Below are 20,433 nucleotides of genomic sequence, written 5' to 3' on the forward strand. Positions count from 1 at the left end.
ATTGGAATTATTTTTAAAACTCAAGCAACCTTATATAAATTTTTCAAAATGAGTTCGAACATAAATAAACGATATACAAGACAAGATGATAACACCACTTCCAATTATCAGGAAAGAAGAGAGATGTACACTTGGCAGGACTGTCATAAATCCTTTTGCAATAGGCATAAATAGAATAGCTAAGGTAAAAATTGTACTTAGTACTCTCCCAAGAAATTCGCTCTCAACCTTGGTTTGTACTTGAGTAAAAAAGTGAATATTAAAAATCGTCATAAACAATTCACAAACTAAATTTCCAGAAAAGGAAAGAAAAGTTGGCAGTGGTAATCCCATCATAAAAACTCCGACACCTGTCAAAGCCAGTAAAATCAAAAGATTATAAACATTAGCTTTAATTTTACTAGCTAGAAGAGCCCCAATGATGGAACCAATAGCCCCCATAGTTAAAATACTTGCATAGGCTCCTTCTGACCCGTAAAGCTGATTCGAAAAGGGGAGGAGAAATTCAAAAGCTGCAAAAAAGAAATTAACGCTGGAAGCTACCAGCAAAAGGAAGAAAATTTCTTGCTGATGCCAGATATAGTGTAACCCATCCTTGATATCTACAAACATATCTCTCCCAGTAAAAGCCTTTTTCTCTCGAACTTTTGCTTCCTCTTTTGGAAGGAAAGCCACTAGAACAAAAGCAATGAAAAAAGTCAGCGAGTCTAGCAGTAGCGTCATATGGAGACTTGCAAACTGTAAAACAAGGAAGGAAAGAACAGGAGAGCTAACACCTACAACCTGCAAAACTAATTCTAGGCGAGAGTTATAGATCACAATCTCATCTTTCTCCACCACTTCAGTTATGATAGCTTTATTGGCTGTACGAGAAAATGCAAAAGCAATAGCCTGAACAATATTGGCAATAATCAAAGCTCCAATCATCCAGCTGTCATTTCTTATAAAAGAAATAGCCAGACAAAGAATCCCACAAACAAGGTCTGCCACCATTAAAATCTTACGACGAGAAAAACGGTCTGAAATGACTCCACCAAAGGGATTGACTAGAATAGATGTGACGAGTTCAGAAATCTGATACATTCCTAAAACTGTCTGTCCGATAGTTCCCATGGAAGCCAACCAGACACTATTGCCATAATCATAGAGCATATTCCCTATCCTGTTAACAGCTCCACGGCTAATCAACTGTACTGCATAGCGATTCATATAAAAACTCCTCTCAAATTTTGAAACTATTGTATCAAAACCGAAAGGAGCTTTTTATTTTTTCCCTTATTTGGGAAAATTAATCTTTGACAAATTTTTCGTAGTGTTCCTGATAGTAGGCTACTTGCTCTGGAAGACCTAGCACGTCAAAAATATGCATGGCCTCTTGCATTTGGCTACAACCTTCTTTACACTTTCCTTTTTGATATAAGGCAAAACCTTTTAAATAATGGAAAACATTACGCTCATAAAGCTTAATACCTTTACCAATAATCTTCTCTGTATAAGTCTCGAAATAGCTTGCATTGTCAAAAGAAAGATGCTCTAAACAATGCTGGTAACAATTGAGGGCCAAAATCAACACTAATCTCTTATGGCGACCAATCTCTTGGTAAAATTCCTCCCTCTCCATGACTTCTCTACCAATCCGAGTGACATAGTCCACATCGTAGAAACTATAGAGGTTCCCGAAAAGAATCAACTCATACATGGTCCATTCTTCTGTTTTGAAGAGATAATCTGCTACCTTATCCAAATCATCCTGCTTCATATCATAACTCGAATCTCTTTGACAAATCAGACCCTGTAACAAAATCCAGTTCAGCTCAAAATAAAGGGGAGTCGTCGAACTCTTAGCCTTTTCAAGTTGTTCTTCTTGAAGCTTTTGAAAACCTGCAATATCATTTGAGTAGTAAAGTGGGACAATCTGTGCCATCATAGCAACATGTTCATGATTTTGAAAATCCCTAGCCTTGTCCATGAAATTTTCAATGGTCACATGAATATTATCCAAAATTTCAAAAAAACGTGAGACTGCTAGGTCAGATTCCCCAAGCTCAAAGCGAGATAACTGAGAGGTTGAACAGGACTCGCCTGCTGCTTCCTTTAAAGAATAATTTCCACTTGTTCGAAATTCACGAAATACTTTTCCAAGATGTTCCATCTTTACACCTGCTCTGATAATTCTTCCCACTCAAGCATAGCTTCTTCCTGACGGTGGCTGATTTTGTCCAGCTCAGCCTGCAATTCCATCAGTTTGTCGGCATCGTTTGTTTCCAACATTTGTTCAGAAATGGCTTGGCTTTGACTTTCTAGCTCTTCAATTTCAGCTTCTAGACTTTCGATTTGTCGCATGAGCTTACGAACCTCTTTTTGACTTTCTTTCTGAGCTTGATAGTCATTAACTGGGCTTGCTTCTTTTGCTTGATTGCTGGTTGAAGCTTCCTCTGTCAGACCGACTTCCATTTCAGCCTTCTTATCGACATAATAATCGTAATCTCCCAAGTAAAGAGTCGAGCCATTCTCAGACAATTCCAGTACATGAGTTGCCACACGATTGATAAAGTAACGGTCGTGGCTGACGAAGAGAAGAGTTCCATCGAAGTCAATCAAGGCATTTTCCAACACTTCCTTGCTATCAATATCCAAGTGGTTGGTTGGCTCGTCCAGAATCAAGAAGTTGTTGTTTTCCAAAGACAATTTAGCCAAAAGCAAACGTGCTTTCTCGCCACCAGACAGCATGCCAACTGATTTTTTGACATCATCTCCTGAGAAAAGGAAGGCACCTAGACGGTTACGGATTTCAACTTCTGGTGTCAACTTAAAATCATTCCAGAGTTCATCCAGTACAGTATTACTTGGTGTCAGCTTGCTTTGGGTCTGGTCATAGTAACCAACCTCAACATTAGCGCCAAAGCGCTTTTCCCCCTTGATAAAAGGAATCTGGTCCACAATAGACTTGATAAAGGTTGACTTGCCGATACCATTTGGACCAACGATAGCGACAGCATTCATCTTACGAAGATCTAGGTTGATAGGTTGTGACAAGACTTCCCCGTCATAACCAATAGCCGCATTTTCAACAGTCAATACAACATTACCAGAGTTTTTTTCCGACTGGAAGGTCATATTGGCTGCTTTCTTGCCAGCTTCAGGTTTATCCAAACGTTCCATTTTTTCCAGTTGTTTACGTCGAGATCGGGCACGTTTGGTCGTTGAAGCTCGGACTAGATTGCGATTGACAAAGTCTTCCAGAGCCGCAATCTCCTTCTGTTGCTTTTCATAATTTTTTGCCTCAGTAGCTAGCTTTTGCTCCTTCAACTCGACAAAACGAGAGTAATTCCCCACATAGCGATCCAAAGAATGCTTGGTCAAATCCAGCGTAATCGTCGCAACCTTGTCCAAGAAATAACGGTCGTGGCTGACAATAATGAGGGCACCGCTATAGTTTACCAAGTAATTCTCTAGCCAGGCAATGGTTTCAATATCTAAGTGGTTGGTTGGCTCGTCCAAGACCAAGAGATTAGGCTTTTCAAGAAGCATTTTAGCTAGAGCCAAACGAGTATTTTGACCACCCGAAAGCTCGGCAATTTTCATCTGCCACATAGACTCGTCAAACTTGAATCCATTCAAAATCGCTCGAATATCAGCTTCATAAGTGAAACCACCTGCTTGGTGAAAATTTTCAGATAAGCGGTCGTAATCTGACATCAGTTTATCCAAATCCTCACCAGACTTTTCACCCATCTCCAGCTCCATCTGACGCAGTTGTTTCTCAGTCCGACGCAAATCATCAAAGACATGAAGCATTTCATCGTAGATAGTGTTTTCAGATTCAAAACGGCTATCTTGGGCTAGGTAAGACAGAGAAATATCTTTTTTCTTATTGATTTCTCCGCTAGTTAGCTCCTCTTCTCCAACTAAAATCTTCAAAAGAGTAGACTTACCTGCACCATTTTTCCCAACAAGGGCAATCCGATCTCGTTCATCAACTTGCAGGTTGATATTATCGAAAAGAACCTCTCCTGCAAAAGAACGTTCAATTTTATTAGCTTGTAAAATAATCATACAAGTAGTATAGCATGTTTCCCTAAGGCATTCAAGATAATGGTAAGTATTTTAGCGAAGGGTTTGTAACATAAAGTAAATTATGTAAAATTTATGTTAGATTCCTTCGCTATCTTGTTGGACTTTCTAACCAGCTAATCTTGCTTCAAATAGTTATCGCACAAGTCTATTATTTAATTCTTTTCATTATATACGTACGTATAGCAAATTGAAATAAGATGAGAACAAATCGATTGGGAAAGTAAAATTAATTTCTATAAATGTTTTAGCAATTGTTTCGTACTATTTTAGATTCAGTCTACTATATATACAATATTTTCGGAACATTCAACTTTTTAACTCTATTTATTACTAGATTTCATAATTAAAAAGCCTACCGACCAAGCTAGAAAGCTTGATACAATAGGCTTTTTAAAGACTGATTATTTAACAGCGTCTTTAAGAGCTTTACCAGCTTTGAATGCTGGAACTTTAGAAGCTGCAATTGTCATTTCTTTACCAGTTTGTGGGTTGCGACCTTTACGTTCTGCACGCTCACGAACTTCAAAGTTACCAAAACCGATCAATTGAACTTTTTCACCAGCTGCAAGATAGTCAGCTACTGCTGCAAATACAGCTTCAACTGCTGCTGCTGAGTCTTTCTTAGTCAATTCTGTAGCTTCTGCTACTTTAGCGATCAAATCTTGTTTGTTTGCCATGTTAACGATTCCTCCAAATAATTTCTAATTAACAAATATAATCATATCCTAAAATCCCTTTTAGGTCAAGTTAAAAACGCTATTTCTTCCCATTTTATTTATTTTTTAGGAATGGTAACGTACCAAAATAGCCCACGCATTCTCACCCGTGTGAGTTTGAATAATGGAACCTGTTTCTAAAACAGAAATTGGCTTTTCAACATAAGCTTGTAAGCTTTCTTTCATCTCTTTTGCCCAATCAGCACTACCAGAATATGAAATTCCAATCTCTGCTACAGAACGTTCAGAGAGAGATGTTGTCAACTCATCTAACCATTTTTTAAAGGTTTTAGTTCCACGACCTTTAACCATTGGCTGCAATTCATGGTCTTTCATTTGCATGACAACACGGATATTGAGAAGGGAGCTCAACAATCCAGTTACACGGCCAATTCGTCCACCTTTGACAAGATTTTCCAAAGTTGAAACGCCAATATAAAGTTCTGTGTTGTTTTTAACCTCTTCTACATGAGATAAAATTGTCTCCATGTCTTTGCCTTCTTGTGCTAATTTAGCAGCTTCGACAACTTGGAATTTCAAGGCTTGGTCAGTGAAGGAACTATCGATAACTGTCACATCGGCAGTAGATAAACTAGCACCTTGGCGCGCTGCTTCTACAGTCCCCGAAAGAGCATGGGACATATGAATAGCAAGAATCTGGCTACCATCCTTGCATAGGTTTTCAAACACTTCAGCAAAGACACCTACAGGCGGCTGGCTTGTTTTCGGAAGATTCTTAGCTTCTTGCATCAAGTGAAGAAATTTACCTTCTTCTTTCAAATCAGCATCAGAATAAACAACATTATCAATCATTACAGATAATGGAACAATTGTAATATCTAATTGCTTTACTAGTTCAGGTTCAATAGTAACAGATGAATCGGTTACAATCTTAATTTTTGTCATAGTATCAATCTTTCTATTTTAGGATTCAGATTGGTTTCCTTGCTTCTAATTATATCAAAAAAAAGATTAAAAATCCTAATGGAGTCAATCAAATTTTCTGTAAAATTTGATATAATCAACTTATAAGAAAAGAGGTGTCCTATGATTAAAAAAATTTACCCCATTTTTACCATTTTACTAGGTGCTGCTATTTATGCTTTTGGACTGACTTATTTTGTAGTTCCCCATCATCTCTTTGAAGGAGGGGCGACAGGCATTACCCTCATCACCTTTTATCTTTTTAAAATCCCTGTTTCCCTCATGAACCTGCTGATTAATATTCCCCTTTTCATCCTAGCTTGGAAGATTTTTGGAGCCAAATCCCTCTATTCTAGTTTACTAGGAACCTTAGCTTTGTCCGCCTGGTTAGCTTTTTTTGAGCATATTCCCCTTCATATTGATCTTCAAGGTGATTTACTAATCACAGCCCTTATAGCGGGAATCCTATTAGGAATTGGCCTTGGAATTATTTTTAATGCTGGAGGTACAACTGGCGGAACTGATATTCTAGCTCGTATTCTCAACAAATACACTCATATATCCATAGGAAAACTGCTCTTTATCTTAGATTTTTGTATTCTCATGTTGATTCTCCTAATCTTCAAGGATTTGAGATTGGTTTCCTACACGCTTTTGTTTGATTTTATTGTTTCTCGTGTTATTGATTTGATTGGTGAAGGAGGATATGCCGGCAAAGGCTTTATGATTATCACAAAACGTCCTGACCAACTTGCTAAGGCAATTAATGATGACCTCGGAAGAGGTGTTACTTTTATTTCTGGTCACGGCTACTATAGTAAAGAAAATTTGAAAATCATCTACTGTATTGTCGGTAGAAATGAGATTGTGAAAATGAAAGAAATGATTCATCGAATCGATCCTCAAGCCTTTATAACCATTACAGAAGCCCATGAAATCCTAGGAGAAGGATTCACCTTTGAAAAAGAATAAAAAGAGGTAGTGTAGTGATCTCAAAAGTTAGACTAAATCATCTATCTTTTGGGTTACAGACAACCTCTTTTTTGTTTTATTTACTCAAGCTCTTAAGACCAATTCCGAGTTACTTCTTCATCAGCCTTTAACTGATCCACTAATTGGTCAACTGAGTCAAATTTGGTCATATCTCGAATGCGATCAAGCCAATAAACCATGACGGTTTCCCCATAAATATCTTGATTAAAATCAAAAATATTGACTTCAAAACGTGCTTCTTCTCCATCAAAGGTCACATTTTTCCCGACACTAGCCATAGCACGATACTTCTGTCTTTGAATCTCAACATCAACGACATAAACGCCATCTGCTGGCATATAAGTACGGTCTAAAAGCACTAAATTCGCTGTCGGATAACCAATCGTACGACCACGAGCATTACCATGAACCACCATCCCTCTTGATGGAAGCGGTGCCCCCAAAAGTTCTCCTGCTTCTTTCACATTTCCATCTAAAATAGCTTGACGGATACGAGTTGAACTAATCTTTCCTTTCTCATCTTCTACAGGTGGAACAATGATAACTTCTCCATCAAAGTAATCCTTTAAATCTTCTGCCTTTTTTTGGTCAGAACCAAATGTATAATCAAAACCTGCAACAATAATTTTGGCATTCATAGCCTTGATATAAGTTGCAAAAAATTCTTCTGCAGTAAGACTAGCGAATTGACTACTAAAATCAAGGAGATATAATTCTTCTACACCTTCGCGCTTTAATTTCCTCTCACGTTCAGCAGGATTTAAAATATGTAAAAACAGATCAGGATGATAAGGCTCTAAAGCAATCTTTGGAGATTCATTAAAGGTCATAACGACGATAGGTAATAAATCTTTTCTCGCAGCCTTGTTGGCAACACGAAATAATTCTTGATGCCCCTTATGTATGCCATCAAAATAGCCGAGAACAACGACTGAATCAGATGGTGTGCCAATATCTTTTTGGTTTTTTATAGGAATAGTAATAATCATAAAATAATTATATCATAGCGATAGCTATTTCTGGAACAGAAAATCTGAAATGTCGTTTTTTTCACCTGAAGTGTACCTGTTTTCAAAAAGTACTTCACTCTATCGTTGCTTAACTATGAACTTTGCAATATTCTTCTCAAAAACTTGTAGGACATCTTCAAAAGTTTGAAAGGAGTGATTAGACTTGTTCGGTAACCTTAAAGTGTCATACTATCCTTATGTATGAAAAAGCAATGCAACTAACTCCTGAGAACTTTAAATTACTAATTGGTGCCGAAAAGGTAGAATTTAGAATCGAGGTACACCTATGGCTGTAAAATTTACAAAACGAGACAACTTAGGCAAGATATTTGAAGAGTTTCCTAAACTCCCTGATTTGAAGCAAGTCACTTTCCCTGATGACAAAGAAAAAAAGCCAAAGTAGAAAAGAAAAACTAGATGACTGCTTTTCAACAACTCCCATCTAGTATGTTTCAGACTGGCGCTATTTTTCTCTCCATCTGTTAGCTTGTATTCTCAGACAGTTTCAGCTAAAGAATATCTTTTCCCTTATCAGAAGGAACGGCTCAAGCCATTCAGACAAGTGAAGGGACGACAAGCCAATATTTGAAACCAGATACCAGTTCTTATAGTCAATTGAAATAAAATCTGAAGAAATCGAGTAGGAAACTCAAATCAATTTTTAACAGTATTCTATTCCAGATTCAATCCACTATACATATTAAAAAGTATGGGTACCAAAACAAAAAAACAGGCTCTCCGAAAACTCGGAAAGCCTTAGTTTATGCTACTTCTAGCTTCCTAGCCTTTATATTTCAAGGCTCGGGATAAAAAGGTTCACTGGACCTTTTTATTTAGCGATTGGGTAAACAGAAACTTGTTTTTTATCGCGTCCTTTACGTTCAAAGCGTACTACGCCTTCAACTTTAGCGAACAAAGTATCGTCTCCACCACGTCCAACGTTTACACCTGGGTAGATGTGTGTACCACGTTGACGGTAAAGGATTGATCCACCTGTTACAGTTTGTCCGTCAGCTGCTTTAGCTCCAAGACGTTTCGCTTGTGAATCACGTCCGTTTGATGTAGAACCTCCACCTTTTTTGTGGGCGAAAAGTTGCAAGTTGTTAAGAGTCATTTTTAACATAATGTTTTCCTCCGTGTTAGTTTTCTGTGATAACTCTGGTTTGGACGAACTCTGAAGAGTTCTCCGATAAGTTTGCCATACCTAAGAAAAATGATTCAAAGAATAACTGGGTCATTTCTCTCTGGTGTGAAGGAAGATCTTTTGGAATTTCAACCATCAGATAGCCACCTTCATCTTCGTTTAATTCTAAGATTGGTTCATAGCCTGCAAATTTCTCAATAGAATTGATAAAGTTAATGGCAAGCGTAGAAACCGATGCACACACGACATCTAAGCCGTATTCGCCACTCTCGGCGTGTCCAGTAATTTCCGCATTCCTCAGCTCGCCATCTTCGGCTCTCTCAAAGACTGCTTGTATCATGTGTTCTCCTTAAAATTAAGCATTGATTGCGTTGATGACAACTTTTGTATATGGTTGACGGTGACCTTGTTTACGGTGGCTACCTTTTTTAGGTTTGTACTTGTAAGTAACAACTTTCTTTTGTTTTCCTTGTTTTTCAACAGTTCCAACTACAGTAGCTCCAGCAACAAGTGGAGTTCCGACAACAGTGTTTTCACCACCAACAAGAACAACTTCGTTAAAAGTAACTTCTTGACCAGCTTCAACGTTCAATTTTTCAACGTAAACTGCTTGACCAACTTCAACTTTAACTTGTTTTCCGCCAGTTTTGATAATTGCGTATGTGCTCATTATGCACCTCCTATGATTTTTATGGGTTTCCCCGATTTTTTTGTGAAGACTCGCCTAGCATCGTGGGACAAACCACTTAAACTTGAATAATCAAGCAACGATGTTCGTGCGGTTGCACAGGATCGTGCATAGTCAACTCTTCAAGTATAGCATATCTCCTATTTTCTTACAAGTAATAACACCTAAAATGAAGCTTTTTCTTTTACTTTTTTCCGCCACGAGGCAAAAAGCATGCTGAGGTAAAAAATACTCATCATAATAGGAACACCAAGAATGGTCTTTTCATGATAGAAAATCGTCAAATAGGCTGAAAAAACAACGCCAAGGACAAAACTACTAAGCAGGCTAACAAATATGAACCCTTCACGCAAAAAAGGAGTGTGCTTGGTTCGGAAATAATCTCCAAAAGCCAACATGGTCCGTTTGATATTCCCTGTCATAAAGGCATTATTGTAAGCAATACCCGATACTTCTCCAAAAGCAGTTGTAACCAGTCCCATACAGAAGGCCAAGGGCGGTACTAGATAGATATTATCCACAGTCTGAGGCACAAAACCAATAACTATTGATAAGATTGCCAAAGGAATCAGTGACAGAATTGGTTTTTTCACAATTCTCAATTTTTCCTTATAAACAGTTAATAAAAAGACCCCCATCATAAAAGCTAGCAAGGTGAGAACCTTGTCCCTAACATCCGAAACATTATTTTGTATTAGCTCTACCGAAAGAAAGACGACATTCCCAGTTTGTCCAGCTACAAGGGTATTTCCTCGTACAATAAAAGTATAGGCATCTACATAACCTGCACAAAAGGTCAAAAAAAGTGCTAACCTTTTAGACTGACGTGATATTTTTCTTATAGGTAATAACCTCATTTTCCCTCCCATTGTATTTTCTCTTTAGAAATATTGTACCATTTTCTTTCTAAAAAATCGTAGACTACCATTTAGATTTTACTATTAGCATAAAAATAATAATAGACAACTATTTATCCAAAAATAGATAGAGGTAACATGTTGATAAACAAAGCATATAAACCTTTAGTAAAATCATTTCCATGAAACTAGAATAGAGCCCCTCTTAGCAAAAATCATTATTTTAATTTATTTCCAATCACTCCTTGACATAAATAACTCTCACCAATAAAAGACTATGTCTTAAAAAAATGGTATAATAAAATCAATACTTGGGCTTGATGGCTATGCTACTAATAACAATTAGGAGAGAAAATCAGGCACTTGTTAACAACAAGGATTATCCCCTTGAGATGAAAGGAACTTTAGAAATCTTATGATGAACATGCAAAACATGATGCGTCAAGCACAAAAACTTCAAAAACAAATGGAACAAAGCCAGACCGAACTTGCTGCCATGCAATTTGTTGGCAAATCTGCTCAAGACCTTGTCCAAGCGACCTTAACTGGAGATAAGAAAGTTGTCAGCATTGATTTCAATCCAGCTATCGTTGACCCAGAGGACCTTGAAACTCTTTCTGATATGACCGTTCAAGCCATCAACTATGCTCTTGAACAAATCGATAAAACTACCAAGAAAAAACTGGGTGCTTTCGCTGGGAAATTGCCATTCTAAAAACAAGGAGCTAGAACAATACTTGTCGATAACAAAGGCTAAGAAAGGTGCAAAAATTATAAAAAACGCATAATAGCAGGTGTCAAAACACTCAATATTATGCGTTTTCTCATGAAAAAATTCTCTTTTCATACTCATTTAAAATCAAAAAGGGAATTTATCGTTTTACAGATATGTATATTACAGATTTCCATAGGTCGTATATAGACAGGATATTATCGCTTGGAAGTTGTCCTTTTTGACACCAATCAGTAATTTAGTTCTCAGGAGTTAATGGCAGTGCTTTTCGTACATAGTTTCATAACTACAGTATAGCATAGTATATCGCTTTATAGTTTTCACTATTGATGAACAGCTTGAGCTGCTGTGATAAGGGTCAACTTGTACACATCATCAGCATTACATCCACGAGAGAGGTCGTTAACAGGCTTGTTCAAACCTTGTAAAACAGGTCCTACAGCCGCAAAGCCACCAAGACGTTCTGCCATCTTGTAGCCGATATTTCCTGCCTCGATACCTGGGAAGATGAAGACGTTTGCTTGACCAGCTACTGTACTTCCCGGAGCTTTCAGAGCAGCAGTTTCTGGAACAAAGGCCGCATCAAATTGTAACTCACCATCGATTTCAAGATCAGGACGCAAGTCGTGAGCAATTTTAGTTGCTTCTACGACCTTATCAACGCTTTCGCCAAAACCTGAACCCTTAGTAGAATAGCTTAGCATAGCAATTTTAGGCTCGATGCCAAACATCTTAGCTGTGATTGCTGAGTTGATGGCAATTTCAGCCAAGGCTTCTGCATCAGGATTGATATTGATAGCACAGTCTCCAAATAGGTAACGTTCCGTACCACGAACCATGAGGAAGGCACCTGAAGTACGAGTCACATTTGGACGAGTTTTGATGATTTGTAGGGCTGGGCGGACTGTTGAAGCTGTTGAGTGAATAGCTCCAGATACCATTCCATCAACCAAGCCCAAGTAAACCAACATAACACCAAAATAGTTGACATCTTCAACCAAAACCTTGCGTGCATCTTCTTCAGACATTTTGCCCTTGCGACGCTCCACCAAGGCAACAACCATTTCTTCAAATTGAGGATAATGTTGAGGGTCAATAACTTCATAACCATCCATGATCCCTTCGATTTCAAGATAAATTTTAATTTTTTCAGGATTTCCAAGCAAAACAGGAATCACTTCTGTTTCTTTTACCAAGCGTTTAGTTGCTTGCAGAATACGAGGCTCTTCCCCTTCAGGGAGAACAATACGAGCATTTTTACCAACAAGGTTGGCTTTGAGACTTTCAAAAACTTCCATGAGTTTTCTCCTTTTAGATAATAATTATACTCTGAATCAGTTTTTATAGAGTATTAGTTGATAACTGGGTAATAAGGTTGCTAAAATCATCCGGCAAGGGACTTTCTAACTGCAAGTCTTGCTCTAAAAATGGATGATAAAAAGATAGGAAATGGCAATGCAGAGCCTGACGTTGAATGCCGTCATCCAAGCTACCACCGTACAAATCATCGCCCAACAAAGGAAAACCAATATGAGAAAAATGGACTCGGATTTGGTGGGTTCGTCCAGTATGCAGACGAATATCAACCAAGTGGATATTTCCATAAGAAGCGACAATCTTGTAAGAAGTATGGGCATACTTTCCACCTTTAGCCACCCGTCTGGTGATAATAGAGTCTTCGTCACGCGCAATCGGAGCAATAATTTCCCCCTCTGACTCCAAGTGACCATCACCTTTAACCAAAGCAAAGTAGCGTTTTTCAATGGACTTCTTCTGCAACTGCTTGTCTAATCGTGCATGGGCATAGCCGTGCTTGGCAAAGAGCATCAAGCCAGAAGTATCCCTATCAAGCCTGGTTACAATATGAACCTGCTGATTTTCGTAATTTTGCTTGACGTAGTAACCCTTGATAAAATTGGCAATGGTATTAGAGTGATTGACACTAGGAATAGAAGCCACTCCATAGGGTTTGTTTAAAACTAGAAAATGATCATCCTCATAGAGAATGTCTAATGGTCTCTCGATAGCTTCTAGAGTTTCAAAGCCTTCCTCAGCGGGAATATCGATAGTAACGCGGTCTCCAAGATCCAATAGATAGGTTGCATTTTGCGGTTGGTCATTGACCAGAATAGCTCCACCTCGAAACTTAATCTTGGCCAGAAGCCCCTTAGAAACCTCATGCTTTTTCAAAAAGGTTTTAACCTTGACATGCTCATCTGCGATAAATTCAAACCTCATTCGTCCACCTCGCCGATAAAGGCATCCTTAACGCGGTTCCAGAAACTGGTATGGCTAGGAGTCGCGACAAAGTGAATCTTATGATGATCAATTTGATACTCGATTCGCTCGATACTACGAAAAGAATAGACACTATTGTCAACCGAAATGGTGTGGTAATCATTTCTTGTTGGAATGAGTTCAATCTTATCCTTCTTAGGAACGATAATGGAAGAGCCCAGCGTTCGATAGACACGATTATTGAGGCTGGCAATTTCCGTTAATTGCAAAGCTTCAATGGTAGGGTGTAAAACAGCACCGCCAAGAGACTTGTTATAAGCCGTACTACCAGTCGGCGTTGAAACTGTTAGCCCGTCTCCACGAAAACGTTCAAAGGGAACACCATTGATGACAATATCTGCCACCATGGTTCGATCAGACCTGCGGATGCTAGCTTCATTGAGGGCACGAAAAATCTTGACCTCTCCATTTCCAAGAAAAACCTTCACATTTAGAACAGGGTAAGAAACCCTTGCTCCGGTATCTAGCTGCAAATTGGTCATTAACTTATCCAACTCAAAATCACGATAATCGGTATAAAAGCCCAGATGTCCTGTATGAAGACCGATAAAGCGTACCTTATCAAGTTGGTCTTCGTACTTATGAAAGGCCGACAAGAGCATGCCATCTCCACCAATGGAAATGACAATGTCCGGACTGCTATCATTGAGTATAAACTGATTTCTCTTCAAACGATCTCGCAATTCATACAAAACCCTTTGACTCTGCGGTTTTCTATTGGCTATCAGATCAATTCGTTTACCTGTATTCTTCATCTGTATCGTCACTGTTTCCTACACCGTCATTTAATTTTCTACTCAAGGGATCAAAAAGAGCCTGGGCTTCCTGGATATCATCACGAATTTCACCCATTTCTTCATCCAACTGATGGGCGATTCTAGCTGTAATTTCCAGTCGCTTCTTAATCTCATCTGGGAAATCCCCTTGGTACTTGTAGTTGAGAGAATGTTCTATCGTTGCCCAGAAATTCATGGCCAAGGTACGAATTTGAATTTCTGCCAAAATGGTCTTGGCTCCATTGATGGTATCAACCGTATATTCTACTACCACATGATAGGAACGGTAGCCTGAAGCCTTTCGATGAGTAATGTAATCTCGCTCCTGTATGATTCGCATATCCTGACGCTTATGCAAAATCTCCACTACTTCCTTGACGTCATCTACAAACTGAACCATCACACGTAAGCCAGCAATATCCTGCAAATCGTGCTCTAAGGTCGCATAAGTAATGCCACGACGAGCCATTTTTTCTTTGATGCTCTCAATTGGCTTGACCCGACCCGTCACAAACTCAATCGGAGAATGCTTATTTTGCTTACGATATTGCTTGCGAATACCACGAAGTTTAATCTTTAACTCACCAACAGCTTGAATGTAAGGATCTAGAAATTCTTCCCATTCTAAGGTCATATATTCTCCCTTGTTCTCATATTATCCGTCAAAAATATCTTTGATTTTTTCTCCAGATTCATATACAATAAATACAATGCTTATTATACCATAAATCCGCTTTCAACGATAAAGAAAAGGTAAGAAAAATGAAACATTTAGAAATTGAATTGAAAACACTCTTGAAAAAAGATGAGTATGATCGTCTAAAAGACCAGTTCACAGGTGTCACTCCTGTTCTTCAAAAAAATTACTACATCGACACACCTGATTTTGAGCTGCGAGAAAAGAAAGTTGCTATGCGCATTCGAACCTTTGAAGACTGGGCAGAATTGACACTCAAAGTCCCGCAGAGTGTTGGAAACATGGAATACAACCAAAAATTGCAACTAAAAGATGCTGAAAACTATCTGAGCAAGAAAGAATTTCCTCAAGGGATAGTATTGGATGAATTGGCGAAACATGGTATCCAAACTAGTGAATGGCAGGTTCTTGGTTGTCTAACAACGCTTCGCTATGAAATGCAAACAGCTATTGGCCTCATGGCACTGGATGAAAGTCAGTACTTTGATATGACAGATTATGAATTAGAGCTTGAAGTGGAAAATCATGAGCAAGGCAAACAGGATTTCCAGCAATTTTTAGAGGAAAATCAGATTTCCTACCAAAAAGCTCCTTCAAAATTGGTTCGATTTGTCAAAAGCATGAAAAATAGCTGAAATAATCTCCATTTTTTGGTAAAATAGAAAAGATAAAAATACACAGGTTCTAGTTCATATATGTAAGATAAATATCACTAGGATTTAAAAAGTTTACAGAGGACGGTCTATAATGTCAGATAGAAAAAACATGAAACTTTTCGCACTCAACTCTAACCAAGAGATTGCACAGAAAATTGCTGAAGCTGTTGGTGTCCCACTTGGAAAACTATCATCACGTCAATTTTCAGACGGAGAAATCCAAGTGAATATCGAAGAAAGTGTCCGTGGTTATGATGTTTACATCATCCAATCAACAAGTTTCCCTGTCAACAACCACCTAATGGAATTGTTGATCATGGTCGACGCTTGTGTGCGTGCAAGTGCCCACAGTATCAACGTTGTCCTTCCATATTTTGGCTATGCACGTCAAGACCGCATTGCTTGTCCTCGTGAGCCACTTACAGCAAAACTAGTTGCCAATATGCTGGTTAAGGCTGGGGTTGATCGTATCCTGACTCTTGATTTGCATGCCGTTCAGGTTCAAGGATTCTTTGATATTCCTGTTGATAACCTCTTCACAGTGCCCCTATTTGCAAAACATTACTGCGATAAGGGTCTACTTGGGTCAGATGTTGTTGTCGTCAGCCCTAAAAATTCAGGTGTAAAGCGTGCTCGTAGCTTGGCTGAATATCTTGATGCTCCTATCGCCATTATCGACTACCCTCAAGACGATGCAACTCGTAACGAAGGTTATATTATTGGTGATGTTGAAGGTAAGAAAGCCATCTTAATTGACGATATTCTGAATACAGGACGTACCTTCTCTGAAGCTGCTAAAATCGTTGAACGTGAAGGGGCTACAGAAATTTATGCTGTTTCTAGCCACGGCCTCTTCGTCGAGGGAGCTGCTGAACTTCTTGACAATACTAAGATTAAAGAAATTCTTGTGACTGATTCAGTAGCAACAAAAGAAAAAACTCCTAAAAATGTATGCTACATCACTGCTAGTGAGTTAATTGGTGATGCTATCGTCCGTATCCACGAAAGAAAACCAGTCAGCCCACTCTTTGCCTACAACAAAAAGAAATAAGGTGATTCTTTGATTTATTTGGACAATGCTGCAACGACTCCTATGTCAGCAGTTGCTATTTCAGCTATGACCAAGGTGATGCAAGAAACCTATGGAAATCCTTCTAGTATTCATGGGCATGGTCGTCAAGCTGGCAAACTCTTGCGAGAAGCCCGTCAGGAACTAGCCCAGTTACTAGGGACAAAACCTCAACATATCTTTTTCACTTCTGGTGGGACTGAAGGCAACAATACTGCCATCATTGGCTACTGCCTTCGTCATCAAGAACAAGGAAAACATATTATCACAACTGCCATTGAGCACCATGCCGTCCTTGAAACCATTGATTACTTGGTTCAACACTTTGGGTTTGAAGCAACCATTATCCAACCAGAAAATCAAGAAATCACAGCCCAACAAATTCAAAAGGCCTTACGTGATGATACGATTTTGGTTTCTACCATGTTCGCCAATAATGAAACTGGAAACCTACTGCCCATTGCTGAAATTGGCCAAATACTCAAGCAACACCCTGCTACCTATCATGTCGATGCAGTTCAGGCTATTGGTAAAATACCAATTCATCCCGAAGAATTGGGCATTGATTTTCTCACTGCTTCTGCCCACAAGTTCCATGGTCCTAAGGGAATCGGTTTTCTCTACGCATCTAGCATGGATTTTGATTCCTATCTTCATGGCGGAGACCAAGAACAGAAAAAACGAGCCGGAACTGAAAATCTAGCTGCCATCGTGGGTATGGTTGCAGCCCTAAAAGAAGACCTAGAAAAACAGGAAGAACATTTCCAACATGTACAAAATCTAGAAACTGCCTTTCTTGCAGAGCTAGAAGGAATTCAGTATTACGTGAATAGAGGAGACCATCATCTCCCTTATGTTCTCAATATTGGATTTCCTGATCAGAAAAATGACCTTTTACTCCTTCGGCTAGATTTGGCTGGAATTTCTATCTCTACTGGCTCAGCCTGTACGGCAGGCATTGTCCAATCCAGCCATGTTCTTGAAGCCATGTACGGGGCAAATTCAGAACGCTTGAAGGAATCCGTTCGTATCAGTTTGTCGCCACAAAATACTGTTGAAGACCTACAAACCCTCGCAAAAACCTTAAAAGAAATTATCGGAGGTTAGCCATATGGCATTTGAAAAAACCATTCAGTTAAAAAATTGTCGTTACGACTACACTCTTAGCCCTTCTGTTAAAAAATTCACCCTCAAAGATAACACCTTTTTTGAGACTAAGGTTGGTAACTATGAATTGACTCGCCTTTTGGAAAAAGTGCCAAACAGCGGTGAAGGCTTCCAACTCAAAATCATCATTAACAAGGAACTTACAGGGGCTAAAATCAATATCACTGACAAGTTTGGTCTTCGTCTAGTTGATATTTTCAAATCAGAAGACCACCACATTCATCAGGAAAAATTCTACTTCCTCATGGATAGCTTGGTAGAACGTGGTGTCTTTACAAAATCAGAAAGATAGGTCCCATATGTTTGAATTGACCTATAAGGACAGCTATCATGTAGAGCGTACACTCAAGTATGAGGATTATGAAGCTCTCATGCTGGCTTTGTCAGGATGTGTGACCCTGCCAGATACACTTTATGTAACTTCTCTGACTTTTAATAGCCAGAAAATTTATCAGGGTCTGGTCGGAGACCTCTACCGTTTTCTATCACATACAGATTTTTTACATCAAAACTAAGATTTTTCTTAGTTTTTTCTTGTTTTTGTTGATTTTTTCACAATGTTTCTATAAAATAGAAGAATAGAAAGGTTGTGATTTTGTGAAAGATAAACAGTTTGCTATTCCAAAAGCTACAGCAAAAAGACTCTCTCTCTACTATCGAATTTTTAAGAGATTTCATGCAGAAAAGATTGAACGTGCCAACTCTAAACAAATTGCAGAGGCTATCGGTATTGATTCAGCGACCGTACGTCGTGATTTTTCCTATTTTGGTGAACTTGGTCGTCGTGGTTTTGGCTATGATGTCAAAAAACTGATGACATTTTTTGCCGATTTGCTCAATGATAACTCTATTACCAATGTCATGCTGGTTGGTATTGGAAATATGGGCCATGCCCTTCTCCACTACCGCTTTCATGAGCGTAACAAGATGAAGATTATCATGGCATTTGACCTGGATGACCATCCTGAAGTCGGTACCCAAACTCCTGACGGGATTCCCATTTACGGAATTTCTCAAATCAAGGATAAAATCAAGGATGCCGATGTCAAGACTGCTATCCTGACCGTTCCCAGTGTTAAGTCACAAGAGGTTGCTAATCTCTTGGTAGATGCTGGTGTGAAAGGAATTCTTAGTTTTTCACCAGTCCATCTGCATTTACCAAAAGATGTGGTCGTTCAGTATGTCGATTTGACAAGTGAACTCCAAACCCTCCTCTACTTCATGCGAAAAGAGGATTAGAAAGCGAAAATCATTTTATGAAAAAACCAGTTATTGGGATAACAGGAAACGAAAAAACTCATCCAGATGATGACATCATGATGAGCTACGCAGCAAAAGGCTTTGTGGAAGGCGTTAAAGACGCTGGAGGGATTCCCATCATCCTACCGATTGGTGATCAAGAAATGGCCTGCCACTATATCAGTATGATTGACAAGCTCATCTTGACAGGTGGGCAAAATGTTGATCCAAAATTCTATGGTGAACCAAAAACCATTGATAGCGATGACTACCACCTTCAAAGAGATATATTCGAACTAGCCCTCATCAAAGAAGCTATCAAACAGAAAAAGCCTATTTTCTCCGTCTGCCGTGGTACCCAACTCTTTAACGTTGCCATGGGCGGAACTCTGTACCAAGATATCGAAGATCATTGGCAGAATTGTTCTGCCGAGTACACAACTCAACGCTTGGTGACAGAACCTGATACTGTTCTCCGAGAAATCTATGGAGAAATCTCCCATATCAACTCCTTCCATCACCAGAGTATCAAGGATTTAGCACCAAATTTAAAGATTGCGGCTCATGATCCTAAAGATGGTATTATTGAAGCTGTCATGAGTACGGATGATGTTGCCTTTCTCGGTGTCCAATGGCACCCAGAATTTCTATTTGAAAATCGCCCCAAAGATAAAAACCTCTTTGACTATGTTGTTAATGAACTTTAGATTAAATCTGTCTTTTCACGGTAACTAAAGTAACTAGATTGTGAGACAATCAAATGGTCCAAGAGGACAATCCCCATCAGGTCGCAGGCTTCTTTAACAATTTTAGTGACATGATCATCATTTCGGCTAGGGGCTACCGCTCCCGAAGGGTGATTGTGGACCAAGATGAGTGAAGTCGCCATATGCTTGATAGCATAGTGAAGAATCTCTCGCGGCTCAGCGATACTACGAGTTGCAGAACCGATAAAAATGGTCTGTTGATGAATGATTTGATTTTGAGTATTGAGATAGAGCGCCACCAGGTGCTCTTGTTTTTTGTCCCCTAATTCCTGTTGCATCTTCTTGGCCAATTTTTGGCTGCTGAGAATACTTTCCATCTCAAGGGTCTCGTATTTGTGAATACGATGCCCCAATTCAATCATAGCTTGCAACTCTATAGCCTTAACACGGCCGATACCAGACAGACTCTGCAATTCCTGCAGGGTCATTTTTTTCAAATCCGTTAGGCTTGAAAGATTGCTCAAGACTTTCTGGGCAATTTCAAAAACGCTGGCTTGACGTGTTCCTGTCCTGAGTAAAATAGCTAGTAACTCTTGATTACTGAGCGCTTCAACTCCTTCCTTGGCCAGTCTTTCTCTTGGTAATAGTGAATCTTCTTGGAATGAAATACTGTACATAAAAA

25 protein-coding genes, 1 pseudogene and 1 other annotated feature are annotated in these 20,433 nt (G+C 39.0%); of the genes and pseudogenes, 11 read left to right on the forward strand and 15 right to left on the reverse strand.

Translation table 11 applies throughout. From position 1 onward, the window contains the following. Positions 1–30 precede the first annotated feature (30 nt). The 5 genes from HT719_RS00155 to HT719_RS00175 form a co-directional block, all read right to left on the reverse strand. On the reverse strand, positions 31–1,209 hold the full coding sequence (locus HT719_RS00155; RefSeq protein WP_172927849.1) for an MFS transporter: 1,179 nt from the start codon (positions 1,207–1,209) through the stop codon (positions 31–33). Between the two features lie 79 nt (positions 1,210–1,288). After that, positions 1,289–2,152, reverse strand: a complete 864-nt coding sequence (locus HT719_RS00160; RefSeq protein WP_172927850.1) for a MutR family transcriptional regulator — start codon at positions 2,150–2,152, stop codon at positions 1,289–1,291. Between the two features lie 2 nt (positions 2,153–2,154). Continuing rightward, positions 2,155–4,056 carry an ABC-F family ATP-binding cassette domain-containing protein gene (locus HT719_RS00165; RefSeq protein WP_172927852.1) on the reverse strand — a complete coding sequence of 634 codons (1,902 nt, stop codon included), beginning with the start codon at positions 4,054–4,056 and terminating at the stop codon, positions 2,155–2,157. A gap of 422 nt (positions 4,057–4,478) precedes the next feature. Next, complete coding sequence (locus HT719_RS00170) at positions 4,479–4,754, reverse strand: HU family DNA-binding protein (RefSeq protein WP_001284639.1); 276 nt, start codon at positions 4,752–4,754, stop codon at positions 4,479–4,481. Between the two features lie 105 nt (positions 4,755–4,859). After that, a complete protein-coding gene (locus HT719_RS00175; protein WP_000161383.1) occupies positions 4,860–5,699 on the reverse strand; it encodes a DegV family protein in 840 nt (279 codons plus the stop codon). A 141-nt stretch (positions 5,700–5,840) separates the two neighbouring features. Between HT719_RS00175 and HT719_RS00180 the strand changes: the two genes are divergently transcribed. Then, on the forward strand, positions 5,841–6,689 hold the full coding sequence (locus HT719_RS00180; RefSeq protein ID WP_000592055.1) for a YitT family protein: 849 nt from the start codon (positions 5,841–5,843) through the stop codon (positions 6,687–6,689). Between the two features lie 92 nt (positions 6,690–6,781). Here HT719_RS00180 and HT719_RS00185 read toward each other — a convergent pair whose 3' ends face one another. Then, positions 6,782–7,699, reverse strand: coding sequence for a bifunctional riboflavin kinase/FAD synthetase (locus HT719_RS00185; RefSeq protein WP_172927854.1), 918 nt, complete (start codon positions 7,697–7,699; stop codon positions 6,782–6,784). Positions 7,700–8,006: 307 nt separating this feature from the next. On the opposite strand from HT719_RS00185, the gene HT719_RS11855 reads away from it, so the two are divergent. Then, positions 8,007–8,123, forward strand: a complete 117-nt coding sequence (locus tag HT719_RS11855; protein ID WP_275690609.1) for an SPJ_0845 family protein — start codon at positions 8,007–8,009, stop codon at positions 8,121–8,123. 69 nt (positions 8,124–8,192) lie between these two features. Then, positions 8,193–8,329 (forward strand): annotated as a pseudogene (locus HT719_RS00190) (TIGR03943 family protein); the annotation flags it as partial. 220 nt (positions 8,330–8,549) lie between these two features. Here the strand turns inward: HT719_RS00190 and rpmA are convergent. The 4 genes from rpmA to HT719_RS00210 form a co-directional block, all read right to left on the reverse strand. Beyond that, positions 8,550–8,843, reverse strand: coding sequence for a 50S ribosomal protein L27 (gene rpmA, locus HT719_RS00195; protein WP_000916509.1), 294 nt, complete (start codon positions 8,841–8,843; stop codon positions 8,550–8,552). A gap of 16 nt (positions 8,844–8,859) precedes the next feature. Then, entirely contained in the window at positions 8,860–9,204 is a 345-nt protein-coding gene (locus HT719_RS00200) for a ribosomal-processing cysteine protease Prp (RefSeq protein WP_049512999.1), read from the reverse strand. Positions 9,205–9,219: 15 nt separating this feature from the next. Next, a complete protein-coding gene (gene rplU, locus HT719_RS00205; protein ID WP_000109141.1) occupies positions 9,220–9,534 on the reverse strand; it encodes a 50S ribosomal protein L21 in 315 nt (104 codons plus the stop codon). A 36-nt stretch (positions 9,535–9,570) separates the two neighbouring features. Next, positions 9,571–9,658, reverse strand: a sequence feature (ribosomal protein L21 leader region). 58 nt (positions 9,659–9,716) lie between these two features. Continuing rightward, positions 9,717–10,409: a YoaK family protein gene (locus HT719_RS00210; RefSeq protein ID WP_240156535.1), complete on the reverse strand. Its 693-nt coding sequence runs from the start codon at positions 10,407–10,409 to the stop codon at positions 9,717–9,719. 415 nt (positions 10,410–10,824) lie between these two features. Between HT719_RS00210 and HT719_RS00215 the strand changes: the two genes are divergently transcribed. Beyond that, positions 10,825–11,124: a YbaB/EbfC family nucleoid-associated protein gene (locus HT719_RS00215; RefSeq protein ID WP_172927857.1), complete on the forward strand. Its 300-nt coding sequence runs from the start codon at positions 10,825–10,827 to the stop codon at positions 11,122–11,124. Positions 11,125–11,465: 341 nt separating this feature from the next. Here HT719_RS00215 and pta read toward each other — a convergent pair whose 3' ends face one another. The 4 genes from pta to HT719_RS00235 are packed head-to-tail and all read right to left on the reverse strand — an operon-like array spanning position 11,466 to position 14,850. Next, positions 11,466–12,440, reverse strand: a complete 975-nt coding sequence (gene pta, locus HT719_RS00220) for a phosphate acetyltransferase (protein ID WP_061439064.1) — start codon at positions 12,438–12,440, stop codon at positions 11,466–11,468. Positions 12,441–12,483: 43 nt separating this feature from the next. Then, positions 12,484–13,380 carry an RluA family pseudouridine synthase gene (locus HT719_RS00225; RefSeq protein ID WP_172927859.1) on the reverse strand — a complete coding sequence of 299 codons (897 nt, stop codon included), beginning with the start codon at positions 13,378–13,380 and terminating at the stop codon, positions 12,484–12,486. Beyond that, positions 13,377–14,195, reverse strand: a complete 819-nt coding sequence (locus tag HT719_RS00230) for an NAD kinase (RefSeq protein ID WP_000799049.1) — start codon at positions 14,193–14,195, stop codon at positions 13,377–13,379. Before HT719_RS00230 ends, HT719_RS00225 begins: the two co-directional genes overlap by 4 nt. Then, entirely contained in the window at positions 14,179–14,850 is a 672-nt protein-coding gene (locus HT719_RS00235) for a GTP pyrophosphokinase family protein (RefSeq protein WP_000171681.1), read from the reverse strand. The genes HT719_RS00230 and HT719_RS00235 overlap by 17 nt, the downstream gene beginning before the upstream one ends. A gap of 128 nt (positions 14,851–14,978) precedes the next feature. Here HT719_RS00235 and HT719_RS00240 point away from each other — a divergent pair, with 128 nt between their 5' ends. The 7 genes from HT719_RS00240 to HT719_RS00270 all read left to right on the forward strand — a co-directional run bounded on the left by HT719_RS00240 (position 14,979) and on the right by HT719_RS00270 (position 19,751). Next, complete coding sequence (locus HT719_RS00240) at positions 14,979–15,548, forward strand: CYTH domain-containing protein (RefSeq protein ID WP_000681273.1); 570 nt, start codon at positions 14,979–14,981, stop codon at positions 15,546–15,548. Between the two features lie 112 nt (positions 15,549–15,660). Beyond that, positions 15,661–16,620, forward strand: coding sequence for a ribose-phosphate diphosphokinase (locus HT719_RS00245; protein ID WP_001283809.1), 960 nt, complete (start codon positions 15,661–15,663; stop codon positions 16,618–16,620). Between the two features lie 9 nt (positions 16,621–16,629). Further along, positions 16,630–17,745 (forward strand): cysteine desulfurase family protein, encoded by a 1,116-nt coding sequence (locus HT719_RS00250; protein ID WP_138705283.1) that lies wholly within the window; start codon positions 16,630–16,632, stop codon positions 17,743–17,745. A 4-nt stretch (positions 17,746–17,749) separates the two neighbouring features. Continuing rightward, positions 17,750–18,097: a DUF1831 domain-containing protein gene (locus tag HT719_RS00255; protein WP_000863540.1), complete on the forward strand. Its 348-nt coding sequence runs from the start codon at positions 17,750–17,752 to the stop codon at positions 18,095–18,097. A gap of 7 nt (positions 18,098–18,104) precedes the next feature. Continuing rightward, positions 18,105–18,320 (forward strand): DUF4649 family protein, encoded by a 216-nt coding sequence (locus HT719_RS00260; protein ID WP_000462493.1) that lies wholly within the window; start codon positions 18,105–18,107, stop codon positions 18,318–18,320. Positions 18,321–18,402: 82 nt separating this feature from the next. Next, entirely contained in the window at positions 18,403–19,044 is a 642-nt protein-coding gene (locus HT719_RS00265) for a redox-sensing transcriptional repressor Rex (RefSeq protein WP_000653403.1), read from the forward strand. Between the two features lie 17 nt (positions 19,045–19,061). Next, positions 19,062–19,751 carry a gamma-glutamyl-gamma-aminobutyrate hydrolase family protein gene (locus HT719_RS00270; RefSeq protein ID WP_000743339.1) on the forward strand — a complete coding sequence of 230 codons (690 nt, stop codon included), beginning with the start codon at positions 19,062–19,064 and terminating at the stop codon, positions 19,749–19,751. Here HT719_RS00270 and radC read toward each other — a convergent pair. Then, positions 19,748–20,428 carry a DNA repair protein RadC gene (radC, locus tag HT719_RS00275; RefSeq protein WP_138704919.1) on the reverse strand — a complete coding sequence of 227 codons (681 nt, stop codon included), beginning with the start codon at positions 20,426–20,428 and terminating at the stop codon, positions 19,748–19,750. The two genes, HT719_RS00270 and radC, sit on opposite strands and share 4 nt — an antisense overlap. Positions 20,429–20,433 lie beyond the last annotated feature (5 nt).

It is taken from the genome of Streptococcus sp. k-378 (assembly GCF_013277505.1).
Lineage (GTDB): Bacteria > Bacillota > Bacilli > Lactobacillales > Streptococcaceae > Streptococcus > Streptococcus pseudopneumoniae.